The organism is Mucilaginibacter panaciglaebae (assembly GCF_039539265.1).
Taxonomy (GTDB): domain Bacteria; phylum Bacteroidota; class Bacteroidia; order Sphingobacteriales; family Sphingobacteriaceae; genus Mucilaginibacter; species Mucilaginibacter panaciglaebae.
The window spans coordinates 500,895-518,044 of sequence record NZ_BAABCV010000001.1 but is presented as its reverse complement, the minus strand read 5'-3'; the positions used below and the strand labels follow the sequence as shown (position 1 = coordinate 518,044).

The window sequence follows — 17,150 nt, the reverse complement described above, 5'->3', positions numbered from 1 at the left end:
AGAACTATAAGATCTAATATAGAGGCCTAACAGATGCCGCGATCAACAAGTTCAGCCTTATTAATAAATTATTCAGACTTGCTTGCTTGCTATCTATTTCATAATAAATAAGAATATTACCAGTTATTTTCGTTTGATGAACCATGATGCTAAATTACCGCAAATAAAAGCCGACGATTCAAGCCCGTTGGAAGATAAGCAGGCTATGCTTGCGGCTATCATAGCATCTACGGATGATACCATAGTCAGCAAGACACTTGAGGGAATAATTACCAGCTGGAATCCAGCTGCCGAACGTATGTTTGGTTATACAGAGGCAGAAGCCGTTGGACAACATATTTCGCTTATTATACCGCACGATCGCCTTGACGAAGAAACCTTTATCATCAGGCAAGTAAAAAAGGGGGAAAAGGTAGATCATTTTAAAACAATAAGGCGCAAAAAAAACGGTGACCTGATACCGATATCGTTAACAGTTTCTCCGATAAGGAATAATAGTGGCAAGATTATCGGCGCTTCAAAAATCGCCCGCGATATAAGTGAGCAAGAAGAAGCCTATGAAAAGCAAGCTATGCTGGCCGCCATTGTAGCCACTTCTGACGATGCAATTGTCAGCAAAACTATTAAAGGAATTATTACAAGTTGGAATCCCGCCGCCGAGCGGCTTTTTGGATATTCAGAAAAAGAAGCAATCGGCAAACATATTTCCCTTATCATTCCGCCCGATCGGCTGGGCGAAGAGGATATGATCATTAGCAACATCACCAAAGGAAAAAAGATAGATCATTTTGAAACGATGAGGATGACCAAAGATGGCCGTCAGATACCAATTTCTCTAACTATTTCTCCTATTTTAAGCCCAACCGGCGAAATTATTGGAGCCTCAAAGGTTGCGCGGGATATTTCGGACAAGAAAGCAGCCTCTGAAAAACAAGCCGTGCTGGCAGCGATTGTGGGTACATCAGACGATACCATACTTAGTAAAACCTTAGACGGCATTATAACCAGTTGGAATAAAGCTGCAGAACGTATGTTTGGTTATACTGAAGAAGAGGCGATAGGGCAACATATCTCACTTATTATACCCCCCGACCGTTTGGAGGAAGAAACCTACATTATTAGCGAAGTGCGGAAAGGAAACAAGATTGACCATTTTCAAACCTTAAGGTTGGCAAAAGATGGCAAACTGATACCCATATCGTTGTCCGTATCGCCGGTACTGGATAACAGCGGTAAAATTGTAGGCGCGTCTAAAATAGCACGGGACATCTCTGCCGAGCAAGCAACACAGCACGAAATAACTAAGCTATATGAGCAGTTAAAAGAGCTAAATGCTAAAAAAGACGAATTTATTGGCTTGGCAAGTCATGAATTGAAAACGCCGTTGACCAGCATTAACGGTTATTTGCAGATAGTTGCTCAGCGAATGACTGATGAGAAGAACAAAATCTTTCTGCAAAAAGCGCAACAGCAGGTAGTTAAACTCAGCTCGTTAGTAAATGATCTGCTGGATGTATCAAAAATACAAGCCGGTAAATTAAGATTTGCTATACATCAATTCAATATACGTGATGTTGTAGAAGATGCTATCGAGCTCATTTCCCAGTCGAACAATAATTATGAGATCATCTTGAAGACGTCAGTTTCAAATTTGGTTATCATGGGCGACGCTCATCGTATTGAGCAAGTGATAATTAATTTACTAACTAACGCCATTCGATATTCACCAGGAAAAGACCGGATAGAAGTCTATTTAATTCAGGAAACCAATGAAATAAAGGTCGGAGTTAAGGATTTTGGTATAGGTATTTCACCTGAAAAGTTGGGCGATATCTTTTCGCGGTTCTACCGGGTTGATGACACTAACGCTAATGTTTCCGGATTGGGTATAGGGTTGTATTTATGTCATGAGATTATAACCCGTCATAAAGGGAGGGTATGGGCGGAAAGCGAACCTAAAAAAGGTAGTACCTTTTGGTTTGTATTGCCTTGCCTTGCTGATCTCTGAAGTATTGATCCTGTATGGAACCGGATGATTGCTCATATTAATATTCAGTCTGTTTAAATACTAAATTACCAACTTTGTCAACGTTGCGACCCCTGTTTCCACCATTTGGATGGTGTATCCCTGTAGTGACTTATTTCCTCAACTAATTGTTCTATTTGTTCAGTGTTTAACCGGTGCAAATTATTAGGCGTATAGGTAAAAATTTTGCCGGGCAACTCAAATGTTATATAGCCCAGATAACTTTCGTCGTCCTGCTTCTCTAAATGCTGCTTGCTATACTTCCCCCTTATATCAAATTTTCCGGATAAAGTTTCATCGTTTCGATATACGCTATAAGTATACGTAATTACGGGGTGCCCATTTACATGTGCCTCAGAGTCCGGAATTATCACCAGGCTTGTATAGCTGTCAATTGTAATGTAAAGTGGTTGCATGAAATAGTCCATTTCAGAAATGCAGCAATTTGTATGCCTCAGCACGCTTTGTTTTATTATTTTTTATCTTTCCGGTCAGCTCTTGATTTCTGAGCACCGCCTGGAATAAAAATTTACCAGCGTTCAGCGTCTTTTAACCTAAGGCTTTCTGGCAACTGCGGCATGATCTTCTGAATACAATCTGAAATGGAGTAATTTCGATAAGGAGATCAAAACTCCGTGCCAGATTATCTGCTTACATAACCAAAATATTTGGTGATAAATATTTTGGTTATTAAACTATTATGCAATAAATTTGTTGTAATCTAAACCATCTGCCTGTATTATAAGTTAAACGCTTTACTACGGAGAAATTCCCCCTTTAATTATTTGAACTTTTGGTCGTCATCCTAAATAGTTGATTGAATAAAATTTTTATAACCAAAATATTTCAGAGGCCTATATCTAAGAGAAACCAATTAGTAACCAGTTAAACGCAAAAACCTAAAAAGAGGTAAATAATCATCTATGAAAAAAAATAATATCGTTAAGGTACGGGGATTTCTATTGCCCAAATTTTTGGATAACCATAGCGCTCGCCCCTGGTATAAACCGCCTTGATGGTGGCGAAGGCTTCGTCTTCATCTCAAATCTATTCTGTACAGAATTACTATAAACACTTAACTAACTATTATGAAGAAATATGTAATTTATTCGATCTTATTTGCTTTGCTGTCGATACAAGCGATGGCACAAAGCAAAATAGCCGGTACGGTGACCGACGCGAAAGATAACTCACCAATGCCGGGCGTATCAGTAACAATCAAAGGTGCGCAAGGTGGTACTCAAACCGACGTAAATGGTAAATACAGTATCGATGTTTCTGACGGTAACTCAGTACTGGTTTTCTCGTTTATTGGCTATACCAGCCAGGAAATAAGTGCAGCCGGTAAAACAACAGTTGATGTAAAATTAGCCGGCGAAGCTAAAGCCATTAACGAAGTAGTTGTAATAGGTTACGGTACCGCCAGAAGGTCTGACCTTACCGGGGCCGTATCTACTGTAAGGGCTGAGCAATTGCTGGATAAACCGGCGCCAAATTTAAGCCAGGCGTTAGAAGGCAAGGTGGCTGGTGTCGATGTAAGCGTTAACAGTGCGGCTCCGGGTTCTCCTGCGAAGGTCCGCATCAGAGGTATCGGTTCTATTAATTCTAATGTCGACCCGGTTTATGTTGTCGACGGCGTAGTTGGTGTCGACCCTAACTCTATCAACCCAAATGATATCGCTTCCATTGAGGTATTGAAAGACGCGTCATCTACAGCTATTTATGGTGTACGTGGTGCCAACGGTATTATTATGGTAACTACCAAGCGCGGACGATCTGGCCCTGCTCAAATAAGCTATGAGTTTAATGGGAATGTTAGCGAATTGAACAGACATGTAAAAACGTTAGATGCCCAGCAATTTGTAGATGTTTATAACCAAGCATTTGCGAACGGACAAAAGTTTGCAACAGATGGCGCAGTACAAACTCCGGCCAAACCATTAAATCACGCTAACTTCCCGTTATTGTTTGATGTTAATGACAAGCCGCTGTATAACACCAATTGGGAAAAGGAAACCTATAAGCCGGCATTTTCTCAAAGCCATCAGTTAAACATACAGGGCGGTACTGATAAATCTCTTTACAGTTTATCATTGGGTTATCTTAATCAAAAGGGTTTGGCGCCTACGTCGGCATTTAAACGTTACTCTATTAAACTTACCATGGATAACGATGTTAAAGACTGGCTCAAAGTTGGTGGTAGCGTTAATTTAATTGCCAGCCGTCAGCGTATGGTGACCGATGGTAACGGAGGCCTTAACGTACCGCGCGACGTGATCGAAGAGGTACCTATTCTACCAATAAAGTACCCTGACGGAACCTGGGCTAATAATTACGATATCGATGGTTTAGAAGGTGCGCCTAACCCTATAAATGTGGCCAATAATCGTTATACCTTAAACAATACCACGCAAATGCTAGGTAACATTTATGCCACATTTAAAATTACTAATGACCTGGAGTTTAAAACTGATTTTGGCTACGACCTGAATACCCAGAAAAACAACTTCTATTCGTCTTTAGCGTTAAAGCATTTATCTTATGATCAGGGTGGTGTTGCTAATATTAATGAATATTCAAATTACTATTGGCAATCAGAAAATTACCTGACCTGGAACAAAAAAGTAAATGACAGGCAAAGATTTACTGCGTTATTAGGTTTTTCCTTAAGCCGCAACGGCTTTGAAAGGGTGCGTGCTGAAACGCAAAACTTTATTGACGATGCTTTTCAATATAATAACCTGAACGCCGGCTCGGTTAGAAGTGCTTCGGAATCTGATGCGCAATCAAATCAATTAAACTCCGTTTATGGCCGTATTAGCTATAATATCGATGAAAAATATTTGTTTACCGCTACCGGCCGTTATGATGGTTCATCACGCTTTAGTGCTAAAAACAAATATTCGTTTTTCCCATCGTTTGGTGCTGCCTGGCGTGTATCGCAGGAAGATTTCCTGAAAGGCAACACGACGATTTCAAATTTAAAATTAAGAGCTAGTGTTGGTGTAACGGGTAATCAGGAGATTGGTAACTATCGTTCGCTTGGACAATACGGAACCGGTCAAACTGTTTTAAATGGCGCAGCCGCTATTACTTTATTGCCAAGTTACCTGGGTAATCCTGACTTAAAATGGGAACGCACTACCCAGGTAGACGGGGGCCTTGAGTTAGGATTATTTAACGACAGAATAAACCTTGAACTTGATTATTATAACCGTACAACTAATGATTTGCTGCTGCAGGCACCAATCCCCTGGTCGGCCGGTTATACAACAGCAAATGTTTATAAAAACGTTGGCTCGGTTAGAAACAGCGGTGTTGAGTTAAGCTTGACTACGGTTAATGTCAGAAATAAAAACTTTCAGTGGACAACCACCTTTCTGGCAACTGCTAATAAAAACAAAGTGCTGAAACTAAATGCGGGTAATGCCGATATCTTCCCCGGCCCAAATTTCCTGGGGCAAAACTACGTGATTAGGGTAGGAGAGCCGATAGGAGCATTTTATGGTATGACTCGCGTGGGCACTTATAGTACCAGCGCCGCAGACGTAGCCGAAGCTGCAAGCCACGGTTTAAAATCGGGTGATCGGAAATATATATATAACGCCGATGGAAGCCCGTATTATAGCGTTATTGGTCATGCCTATCCGGATTGGACCGGCACTTTCAGCAGCTCAATGAGATATAAAAATTGGGATTTCTCATTTGACATCCGTTTTGTTGAAGGCGTCAACACCTCTGCTAACTTCAAACACTCAAGCGAGGATAGGCAAACAATTTCAAATAGTTTGGCAACGGTGTTAAACGCCTGGACTCCGACCAATCAGGATACTTATATCTCCCAGGTACGTAACTACAAATACGCCCAAGATTCACATTTCGATACATGGTGGGTTGAGGATGGGTCGTTTATCCGCGGTCAGAACTTTGTACTGGGATATAACTTCCCGGCAGATAATCTGAAAAAAATAAATATTAACCGCCTGCGTATTTATGCCAGCGTTCAAAACTTGTTCTTAATAACTAAGTATACCGGTTATGATCCGGAGGTTGATACTTTTAACTCAGGTTATGGATCGAACACTGCATTTTCACAAGGGTTAGACTTTTTCTCAGTACCACGCCCACGTGTTTGGAACCTGGGTGTACAAGTTGGATTTTAAACTTAACGTTATGAGAACAGTGATGAAAACCGAAAAAAAGTATTTAAATCACATTAAATGCATTAAGATGAAAAACTTTAAAAATATACTGGTAATTACATGCCTGCTGCTTACGTGCTCATGTAAAAAATTCCTGGAAGAAAAGCCATCAGGTTTTTTAACACCAGGATCGAACCTGTCCAGCGAAAAGGTAGCGCGGGCATTGGCTAACGGGGCCTATCAAAATCTGACCGGCCTGGTAGCAGGACAAAATGGTTCATACGGTGGAAATACATGGAACCTAATGGAGTTTATGACCGGAAAAGCTAACAGTGATCTGGGGCAAACCGGATTTGTAAGTTTCCAAACCTTAAACTATAGCTCGACATCGTTCTATTTTGATACATGGTGGCAGCAAATGTATTTAGGTATTGGTGCCGCCAATCTTGCTATACAAAAAATACCTACTATTACTGCCTCTGATTTAAGCGACGCAGAAAAGACGAACCTGCTGGCAGAAGCACACACTTTACGTGCCTTATATTATTTTTACCTGGTGCGTATGTACGGCGCGGTACCTGAAATAACAGTGCCGGCAGTTGATCTGAATTTGCAAGTTGCACGTACACCTGCGAAGCAAATTTATGATGAGGTGATCATTCCTGACCTGTTATTGGCCGAGAAATCAACCCTGCCCTGGCGAGATCCAAGTGGCAAAGTTAGTATGGGCGCGGTAAAATCAATTTTGGCCGATGTTTACTTAACCTATGCCGGTGCAGCTATTAATGGCGGTGCTGCTGCTTATACCGAATCAGCTAAACGCTCACTGGAGGTTGTAACTCAAGGTGGCTATACCTTATTCCCTAATTATACCGATATGATTAATCCCGCTAACAAAAACAGCGGCGAGTTTATCTTTCAGGTACAATTTGCGGCTGCGGTGCCGGCAACCAACCCGTTAACGGCTTTAACTATACCAAACTATTCGGGCATATCTAAATATTCAGACGAATATGGTTCAGTGTATCCCACACCACAGTTTATCGCCTCTTTCCCGGCTGGCGACAAAAGGGTGCAAGAGAAGCAATTCTTTTATACCAGTTATCCAAGCATAAGTAATGGCGCTACGGTAACCTTTCCTCATCCATATATTTATAAATGGTTTGATCAGACCGCCGTTACTACAACAGCCAAATCTGACCTGAATTATACCATTTATCGTTTAGCTGATGTAATGTTAATGTACGCAGAAGCGTCAAACGAGGCCGAGGGCGCACCAAACCCAACTGCCATAGACTATGTAAATGAAATCAGAGTCCGCGCGAATTTGGACCCTATTGGGGCACTTAGCAAAGATGCATTTGAACAAGAGGTTTGGTCGCAACGTTATTTTGAACTATGTTTTGAAAATAAAATGTGGTTTGATATCGTGCGTACCCGTAAGGTACGTAATGACATTACCGGTACATTTGACAATTTTGTAGGGCACAAAACGGTATTTGGATCCACTTTTACCGAAAAACAATTGCTCTTTCCAATACCTAAACAGGAAACAGATGTTAACCCTAAATTATTGCCAAATAATCCGGGTTTTAATTAATCTATAAACATTGAAAAGCAAGTCCTTGTCACTTTGTCTGACAAGGACTTTTTTTATGTTCTTTTCCTGGTATTGCTTGAAAGCAGAGGCAATGAGAATGGTTCAAAGCATAAACGTAACATTATTGCCGCTGCGGTATTCTCATTTCGTTTTCATAACTACGGTAGTCGGAATAGGGCTCGTGAATCCGGCTGTTCGGTTTTAAATAAATATAACCGTTCAGGTTATCAATGATCCAGTTGAAATGATTTAAGATTACATTCCCAAAGTACGTTCCGCTTCGCCTGGCCACGGGTAAGTTTGGGTCTGCCGCGTTGGTTACAATGTCTTTAAAGGTTACACCCGCTACAGTAACGTCAAGCCTGATGATTTTACGCCCATTGATTACAGTCAGTTCTTTTAAATTGTCCCATACCCCGGGTTGCCCCGTAAACTCCTCACCAAGCCGCATGGTGCCATCACGCCCGGTATCCATACCCACATAAAAAGTGTATTTTTTACCATTCTGTACGATACGCGTTTTCAGACTCAACTTATCAATTAGTGGCTGCTTAGTAAAGCTTTTTGCTTTCACGGGCAGCTTGTCGTGTACAATAAATAATTGCTTATCGTAGTCAATTTCGATAACCTTATGGCGTAACAGATTATAGCCGATGATTAGGTCCTCGCCCGGCTGCATATTACCGGTTTCTACCAATTGGATGTTTTTGAAATTTAAATGACCAACGGTGAGATTGTTGTTCAGGCTTTTCCGGACTTCATTGATCCCCTGCGAATTACTCAACACCGTTTTAGCGCCGAAGACCAGATTCAGCCTTCCTGACGAAGCTTTGCTGACACATGGTGCATTAGCGCCGGTATCAAACTGGATATTGACCGTGTCTTTACCGTTCAACACACCCTTTAAATAAAGCCGCGACCCAATTAAAGTAAGGGGTATAGTATCGGGGAAAGTGCCGCCGGGTTGTAAGGCCCTGGTCGCAGGGTCATCTTTGGCGCTGATGCGTATATGGCAGCTATCTTTGCCATTAATTAAAACAATCAGATCGTAATCATGACCAAACCTGGTTGTAAAGCTTATCCTACCTTGATCGGTAACTAAGCTTACCTTTCCTTTTCGCCGAGGCACATTTACATAGTAAATATCAAGCTTTTGCCTGGGATCCAAAGCAAAAGGCATTTTGATCATACCATCATAAATTGTAGACTCCCGGCTTGTAGCATTTACCAACGGTAATTTCGTTTGCGCTGGTGCAGGCACGTTGAAGCACAATATTAATAACAATGGTGTAATTAAGCTTGTTTTGGTTTTCATGCCGCAAAGAAAGATAAAACCTGAAACATGCAACCTGTTCCTTAGCCGCCAATTAGGCGACAATTGCCCGACCAGGCTAAAATAAACTGAACTTAATGTCAATGCGCAGTGCCCTGTTGCCGGCAATTGCTGCTGCATTGAGTAAGATGATGAAAACGTTGGCGAGTAGCCAGATAACCGGCACCAGTTTCATATACTGTCCCCGGATACCAAATACGTCGTTCAATAATATAATCATTAAAATCAATACACCGGCTACCAGTGTCCATACAATTTGAATAGTAACAATCTTTTTGGCGATCGGCCCAAACTGCTTTTTGAAGAGCATGACGAGCAGCGGAGCGGCAATATTTAGAGGTGGAAAAATAATGAATGGTAAAGAAGAAATATTGATCCATTTCAACAGGGTGGCGTTATGTTCGGTGACGGTAACGCCTTCCTTTTCCCGTAACTCGTCTTCAGGTATACCTAAGCCTTTTGCCAATGCTTTGAGTGTATAGCCTTTGGGATCGCTGGTACCTGCTTCTATTCGTTGAATGGTACGCACAGAAATGCCCGATCTTTCATATAACTCTTCCTGCGTTAAATTTTGTTGTTGCCTGATGGCATATAATCGAGACATATAGGCTGCTTTTTATGATAAAAATATAATAATAACAGCACTATTTTAAGCTTATCTGCTTTAAATCTATATAACAAAAAAACCGTAAGCCAAACATAGGTTCAACTTACGGTAATGATTTTTCTCGGTGGAGCCGGAGGGATTTGTATTACCCTTGTACTGCGCTGATATTCAATATTTTATAATGGCTCAATTTCTTACTCACCGAAACACTCACCACTTTTTTTGTACAGCTTAATTGCAAATCTTGTTAAGATAAAGATAAGCTTTTTATACAACTATCGCAAGTAATTACATCTATTGAACTGATGGGTTATAGGACTTTATGAAGTGATTCTCATAGTGATGTATATTTAAGTTTCATAAGACAAACCTACTAATGAATTAACAGGTATAAAGTATTGATCATCAGCTGAATTATTTTCAGCATATTCAAGAATAATTTTTCACTCAAATTGACCATCGTAGAGTATGTGGTATGCCGACTTATCGGTACCAAGTAGGATAACGGAAAGTTAATCAGGTATCGGGACCATAGTCCGATAACCAAAGGATTGCTTGCTCAGATCGAAATGGAAAATAATCGATTGATTAGTGGCAGCGGAGACATAAAGCATGGGAGAAAGTTGCTTATTCCCGAAGGAAAATTAACAGGTTTAGTAATCCGGGATACTACGTTGGTAGATTTCTTTATAAAATTTTACATACGTTTCAAGGCTGAATATTACCTATTTGGAGCAGAGAGGAGAACAGGGAAATTATTAGTTTGATATATCATGAACTCTGTTTTTGACGGGGATTGGTATAAGTTTACGCATTATTGAGAATGTATTTGTGGTTTTGCGGCAATCTATATTTGGTAATACAACCCTTCTAAACCTCTACTGTTTTGGCGATTAGCTTCTGCGTTAAAACAAAAAAATCGTTTTTGTTATTACCCTTAAAACTAAATGCCTCATTGGTTAAAAACTACTTTAAAGATCACCGTTGGCTTGGTACTACTTTTAGTGCTACTTATCGCGGGGGCGTCTTTGTACATTACCTTTCGCAAGGATAGATTTTTAAAGCTAGTCAATGCTGAATTGTATAAAAGTGTGGATGGCACTATCCAGATCGGCGATATGCACCCGCAATTTTTTAAAGGGTTTCCTAATATTTCGCTCGGACTGGAAAATGTATTAATTCGCGACAAGCGTTTCGCCCAACATCACCATACCTTACTGGCTGCAAAAAACTTTGACGTATCCGTTAATACCGCTAAATTATTCACCGGTACGATTGACGTTAACCATGTCGATATTAGTAACGCAACTATTGACTTATATACCGATAGTAGCGGCTACAGCAATATTTCTGTTTTTAAAACCGGGCCTGGTAAGAAGGATAAATCAGCCAGCGGCGGTTCGGCCACTCAACTTAAAAACTTCAGTCTGACTAATGTGAATTTCAAGGTGGATGACCAAAAAGCGAAGAAGCTCTTTGAGTTCGTGGTCAATGATATCCATGGAAAAATGGGCTATCCTGATTCCGGCTGGCATGCAGCCCTTCATTTGGATGTAACCGCCAAAAGCATGGCTTTTAACACTAAAAATGGCAGTTTCGTCAAAGGTAAAGACCTTGAAGGCGATCTGAATGCTGGCTATAATGCGCGAAATAAGCAAATCAGCGTACAGGCAGACAAATTGAATATCGGCGACGACCCTTTCCGGCTAAAGGCCACCTTTGCTGCCGGCAAATTCAATTTTTTTGTGAGTTGCGACCAATTGCTTTGGCGAAATGCTTCGTCTTTGCTAGCCAATAATATTACCTTAAAATTAAATCGGTTCAATATGTCTAAACCCATCGCCGTAACTGCTATTATATCTGGCAGTTTTAGCGGCGGTGACCCCAATTTGTATGTGACCGCTAAAGTAATAGACAACACGATCACTATTCCCGGCAGTACACTGGACAATTGTAGCTTCGATGGCATTTTTACCAATGAGTATGTAAAAGGCAAAGGCTTTACCGATGAAAACTCGGTCATTAAACTGATCGGCATGGGTGGCAGCTATCATCATTTACCTTTTCGTATCGATACCGGCAGCATCATTAACCTCACCCAACCAATTGCTACCGGCAATTTCAAATCCAGCTTCCCCATGGTTAGCCTGAATTACCTGCTTGGCGACAAGATCGCCAAATTCAGTGCGGGCCGGGCCAGCTTGAACCTGAAGTATAAAGCAGATATTGTGGATTACCGGATCAATAAACCAATAGTGACAGGTCGTATCGATGTCCGGAATGCGGATATCCATTATCTTTCTGCGAACTTATTATTAAAAAACACTTCCCTGTCGCTGATATTTGTTAAAGATGATCTCATCCTAAGTAATATTCGCCTGCAAACCGGCCGAAGCGTAGTTTTAATGAACGGCCGCGTCAATAATTTTTTAAACCTGTATTATAATGCCCCGGAGAAGATCTTGCTGAACTGGCATATTCGCAGCCCGCAAATGTATTTGGGAGAATTTATTGGTTTGCTTAGCAGCGGCAGCAGTCGGCCTACACCAGTAAAAAGCGCTAATAGCGGCGACGTGATCGACCAGTTAAGCAACGTGCTACAAAAAGGGCAGGCGGCTATGCAATTAAATGTCGCGAATTTGCATTATCATAATTTTTTGGCGACCGATGTACACGCCGATTTGCTCACCTCGCCGAATGGAGTGGCGATCAAAAATGTAGGGCTGAAAACTTCTGGGGGGGCTTTGCGACTGAATGGCAGTATCAAAAAGAATGGCGAGTTAAATCAGCTGGCTATAAACACGACAGTTAGTAATGTAAATATTCACGACTTTTTTTATGCCTTTGATAATTTTGGCATGACCGATTTTACCTATCAGAATTTGACGGGCATACTTTCTGGTAAGACGACTATCACCGCAGCTATAGATCGCAATGCGAACCTGGTACCGCGTACCGTTAGGGGGAACCTGGCTATCCATTTAAAAGATGCTGCTCTCATCGACTTTAAACCTTTGCAGGGTATCGGTAAATACGCCTTTCCCTTCCGGGACCTGAAGCATATCCGTATCCCGGTCCTCGACGCCAGTTTTAAAGTAAATGGCGATCAGATCGAGATCAGCCCGATGCAGATCAGTTCGAGTGTGCTGAACCTGGATATCGCCGGAACTTACGGACTAAGCAAAGGAACGAATATTGCTATTGATGTGCCGCTACGCAACCCCAAGGGAGATAGCACTATCACCGATCACGAGCAACTACAAAAAAAACGTTTTAAAGGTATCGTGCTGCATTTGCTGGCCAAAACAGATGAAACCGGAAAAGTCAAGATCGGGTTAAATAAGGACCGGAAAAAAAACGAGACGGATAACAAAACAGACGATAAAAAAAAGAACAATTGATATGGACCTGAAAACTTTTACCGGCCTGCCTTTTTACATCAAATTAGCCTGCGTGCTTTTTAGTCTTTTCGCTATCGGCTATCTCGTCATCCTTGGCAAAGAAATTTTGTCCCCACTGGTTTTCTCCTGTTTATTTTCTATCCTGCTATTACCCGTGGCAAAATTCTTTGAATTTAAACTTCGGTTACCCCGTAGTGTCGCTTCGATGCTTTCGGTGCTGTTGCTGCTTACTTTCATTAGCGGATTAATTTACGTGATCGCCTCTCAAATAGCTGAACTATTGAAAGACTGGCCGGAATTCCAGGCGCAGATCACCCACTCCCTGTGGGAGTTCAGGGGATGGGTCCAGGAACATTTGCATATCAGTCGCGGTAAACAGCTGCAGGTGGTCAATACCGCGACCAACAAAGTCCTGTCGCCCGACACCGCTGCTGTTGGAGCTACGGTGTTGTCCCTGTCTGCTATCCTGCTATTTCTGGTGTTTACTTTTATTTATTCTTTTTTCTTTTTATTATACCGCCGCCTCATTATGTCATTTCTGGAGTCGGTATTCCTGGAAGAAAATAAAGCCACCGTCCATGAGATCATTGACCAGGTGCAATATATCATCCGTAAATACATTATTGGTTTACTGATCGAAATGGCTATCGTGGCAACCGTCGTCAGTGGTGCATTTTCTGTTTTGGGACTGAGATATGCGATATTATTGGGCCTGATCACCGGATTGTTCAACATAATTCCCTACATCGGGATTTTAACGGCCCTGGCGATCAGCGCCGTTGTTACGCTGGGCAGCTCGCCGGATAGCACAAAAGTCATTTGGGTTATCGGCATCATGGCAGTTACTCATTTGGTGGACAGTAATGTTTTGTTACCGCTGGTGGTGGGCTCCAAGGTACGTATCAATGCGCTAATAACGGTGTTAGGTGTCGTGATTGGCGAGATGATCTGGGGTATTCCGGGCATGTTTCTGTCCATTCCAGTTACCGCCGTTTTAAAAATCATATTTGACCGGGTAGAGAGCCTGAAACCTTGGGGCATTATAATGGGTGATGAAGAAAAGAAGCAAAATAAGTTGGCCACCCGATTGATGATCAAGAAAAAGAAGATTATTATCAAAGCCGGTTAATTTTGATTCTGATTAATCATGTTTTTTGAAGTAGTAACAGCAGTGTGAGAGGGAGATGGCTAAAACATCTGAAACAAAATCATCTTCAGGGCTTTGGTATATGAGCAATCGTCCCTTCCCTAGTTTCTTTTAGTTACGGAGTAAAAGGAATATACTAGTATAATCCTATGGAAACCATTGAAACTCTGAAAAAAGAAATCTTATCTTTAAAAAAGAAAATCTAAATTTAAAACGTTCGCAAAGTTTAGATATATCAAAAATGCGGAACAGGAAAAATACTAAGTATCACAAATTCGCTTCCGAACTGTATTTGAATCTTCGCCGCTGGGCAATAAAATTATCGCTCCCGACTTAAGAATTTGGAAGTCAATCCCGTCCAGTTAGATCTTTTAGGTTATGACCATAAAGTAGAACTTTATCGGAACAAGGGTACTGATTATTCACTTACGCGCTACTAAAAACAATATTATAAGGCGCTAAAAGACTACAACAAAGCATTTGCAGTCTTTTTATTGGTATCAAAACACCATAATATAAGATCAGCGGGATATCGGCAGGCAAATATATCAATCACCTGAAAAATTGTCAACCATTGCCTTGCTAATGGATAACTAAAGCAAAATTCTTTTATCAATTACAAGTCAAGTACAAAGCCAAAGGGGCACTAAGCTGCATATCTTATCAGATCACATAACCATTTCCCGATTGATAGTGCGAACCTAGAATGCCCCTATTACATATAATATTTAGGTTGGTCATCTTATTAGGTTAGATTTCTTTGACACTTATTTATGAAGTATAAGCTAATATGGTTTTAGATAATATATCCTATTTTTTCACCTTCCAGTAGTTACGAAGAGTAATTCAACTTAGGAACACGCCATCGTGTACTGCCATCGGATTTAGGTGTCAGCCAGCAGATCAAAAAATTCATCATCTTCATTTTTACCGCCGAAGCCTTTTCCTATATGCTCGTGCGTGTCTAAAAACTCTATTTTTCTAATCCACTTTACCATTTTATAACCTAACTGGTTTTCTATCCGCACACGGAGCGGAGCTCCATATTTTTCCGGTAGCGCCTGATAATTCATTTCCCAGGCCAAGATCGACTCCGGTTTCAGGCAATTATCTAAAGTGTGGGTGTCGTAATACGTACCGCCGTAAAGCCCCTCGCCAAATGAGTAAAATACAACAGTAGTAACTGATTTGTGCGGCTTAACGAGTTCTATGAGCGACCTGATAGACAAGCCGCCCCACTCAGCGATACCCGACCACCCTTGTATGCAATGATGCATGGTAATATTTTGTTCCAAACCTAATTCTTTAAGTTCGTCGAGTGATAACTCAACAGGCTTTTCAACCCGACCACCAACAGAAAGCTTGAAATCTAAGAATTTATTCGCTGCTAATTTTCGCCACTCTTCAGATACCGGCATTTTGCCGTTTACCCAAAAATAAGGTGATATGTCCTTTTCCTTATAGTAGAGCTTAGGTTTGAATTTATTAATGGTGTTTAGCCACAATGTACCGTTGATAGCAGCTTCTGTATACTGTAAAGATCGCGGGCGTTGCCAGGAGATCCAATGTGCCAGAAACCCAAAGGCGATGGTAAATAAAATAATACCTAAGCCGATATATAAACCGGTATGGCTAACCGGGTTATCTGTATTTACCGTAATATGGTTCATGTTCCGGGTTAGCCCTGTTGCAACCACCATCGCCACATGAATGACAATGAATGCCAGGTAAGCCAGCATAACTAAAAAGTGGACCGAACGTGCACCTTGCCGGTTACCAAACAGTTTAGGCAGCCAATGAAAACGGTTTTCAATAGCGGGTGACATGGACATGCCGCTTATCATGGCAATAGGTGCCAAAAGGAAAACAACCGCGAAATAGGAAATTTGCTGTAAGGCGTTAAAATGATAAAAGCCGTTAGGTTCAACCGGCATGTGGAACGTGGCATAATGTACAAATACATTCCAGGAGTCAGGTAGGATTTGCCATGACACCGGAACCAGGCGTTTCCATTGGTTTGTGAAAAATAACAGGAGTATAAAAACTACCCCATTAAGCAGGAAAAACGGAACAGTTATAAAATGCCATGCACGGGCGATGCCTACAGAATAACGATACCCCGGCAATCCAACAATGGGATTTAAATAACGGCCATCTTCTTTTGCCGTATAAACACGGTCATCAGGAACCTTTACAGGTGTAAATCTAAGCCACTCCGAGTTCGGCGAACATCCCCGGTTCCAGTACAGGCGAGGGTGATCTGCTAAGATGGAAAGCCCGCTTCTGATAATCATTATTAGAAAAAAGAAGTTCACCCAGTGGCTTAAGCTTAACCACAAAGGAAATCCTTTTGGATCTGAAGGAGATAAAGTGGGAAGGTTTGCAGAAGGGTCCATCGGCAAGCCTAAAGCAATAAACTGGCACCACGCAGCGCCAACAGTTAATAATAATAAAATTACAACAATAACAAGCGCAAGGGGCTTAATGCCCATAAACCATCTTCTGTCATCGGGGAAACGTATTTCCCGTTCTGCTTCGTTAAAATTGGTAAACATTATTGTGAAGAATTGACCAAATGGCTTAATTGCCCGATTGATAGCTTTAAGTTAAGCTATACTCGGTTAAATAACCCATGCATCTTTTAATTGTTTCAGCAGGTTAACTTCAGGCGTTAGGTAATGTAAACCAGAAATCAGAGCCTTTGCCTGGTTCACTATCGACACCGATGTCATCCGCATGTCTTGATGATCTCAGAAAATATGTATAACCATTTCTGTTGCCTCCTGTCCAAACTTAACTGCATTTATGGACAAGGTTCACCAGCACCTGCTCTATAGTGTGTCTGTCGCCAGTTACCGTTAATGCCAGATCGCCTGTATAATGTAAATAGATGC

The 17,150-nt window shown here is 41.3% G+C and carries 9 protein-coding genes; 5 read left to right on the top strand and 4 right to left on the bottom strand.

Translation table 11 applies throughout. The features are described from left to right. Positions 1-136 precede the first annotated feature (136 nt). Entirely contained in the window at positions 137-2,008 is a 1,872-nt protein-coding gene (locus tag ABD772_RS02335; RefSeq protein WP_345100811.1) for a sensor histidine kinase, read from the top strand. A gap of 77 nt (positions 2,009-2,085) precedes the next feature. Here the strand turns inward: ABD772_RS02335 and ABD772_RS02330 are convergent, their stop codons facing one another. Next, entirely contained in the window at positions 2,086-2,442 is a 357-nt protein-coding gene (locus ABD772_RS02330; protein ID WP_345100810.1) for a hypothetical protein, read from the bottom strand. A gap of 672 nt (positions 2,443-3,114) precedes the next feature. On the opposite strand from ABD772_RS02330, the gene ABD772_RS02325 reads away from it, so the two are divergent. Continuing rightward, the gene (locus tag ABD772_RS02325) at positions 3,115-6,189 is read left to right on the top strand and encodes a SusC/RagA family TonB-linked outer membrane protein (RefSeq protein ID WP_345100809.1); all 3,075 of its coding nucleotides are present in this window, start codon (positions 3,115-3,117) and stop codon (positions 6,187-6,189) included. Positions 6,190-6,256: 67 nt separating this feature from the next. Beyond that, positions 6,257-7,768, top strand: coding sequence for a RagB/SusD family nutrient uptake outer membrane protein (locus tag ABD772_RS02320; protein ID WP_345100808.1), 1,512 nt, complete (start codon positions 6,257-6,259; stop codon positions 7,766-7,768). Between the two features lie 121 nt (positions 7,769-7,889). Here ABD772_RS02320 and ABD772_RS02315 read toward each other — a convergent pair whose 3' ends face one another. Both ABD772_RS02315 and ABD772_RS02310 read right to left on the bottom strand, forming a co-directional pair. Further along, positions 7,890-9,083, bottom strand: a complete 1,194-nt coding sequence (locus tag ABD772_RS02315) for a retropepsin-like aspartic protease (protein WP_345100807.1) — start codon at positions 9,081-9,083, stop codon at positions 7,890-7,892. A 76-nt stretch (positions 9,084-9,159) separates the two neighbouring features. Beyond that, positions 9,160-9,705, bottom strand: a complete 546-nt coding sequence (locus ABD772_RS02310; protein ID WP_345100806.1) for a helix-turn-helix domain-containing protein — start codon at positions 9,703-9,705, stop codon at positions 9,160-9,162. 950 nt (positions 9,706-10,655) lie between these two features. Here ABD772_RS02310 and ABD772_RS02305 point away from each other — a divergent pair. Further along, positions 10,656-13,109, top strand: a complete 2,454-nt coding sequence (locus ABD772_RS02305; RefSeq protein ID WP_345100805.1) for an AsmA family protein — start codon at positions 10,656-10,658, stop codon at positions 13,107-13,109. 1 nt (position 13,110) lies between these two features. Continuing rightward, a complete protein-coding gene (locus ABD772_RS02300; RefSeq protein ID WP_345100804.1) occupies positions 13,111-14,238 on the top strand; it encodes an AI-2E family transporter in 1,128 nt (375 codons plus the stop codon). Between the two features lie 902 nt (positions 14,239-15,140). Here ABD772_RS02300 and ABD772_RS02295 read toward each other — a convergent pair. Then, on the bottom strand, positions 15,141-16,811 hold the full coding sequence (locus tag ABD772_RS02295) for a molybdopterin-dependent oxidoreductase (protein WP_345100803.1): 1,671 nt from the start codon (positions 16,809-16,811) through the stop codon (positions 15,141-15,143). Positions 16,812-17,150: the final 339 nt, after the last annotated feature.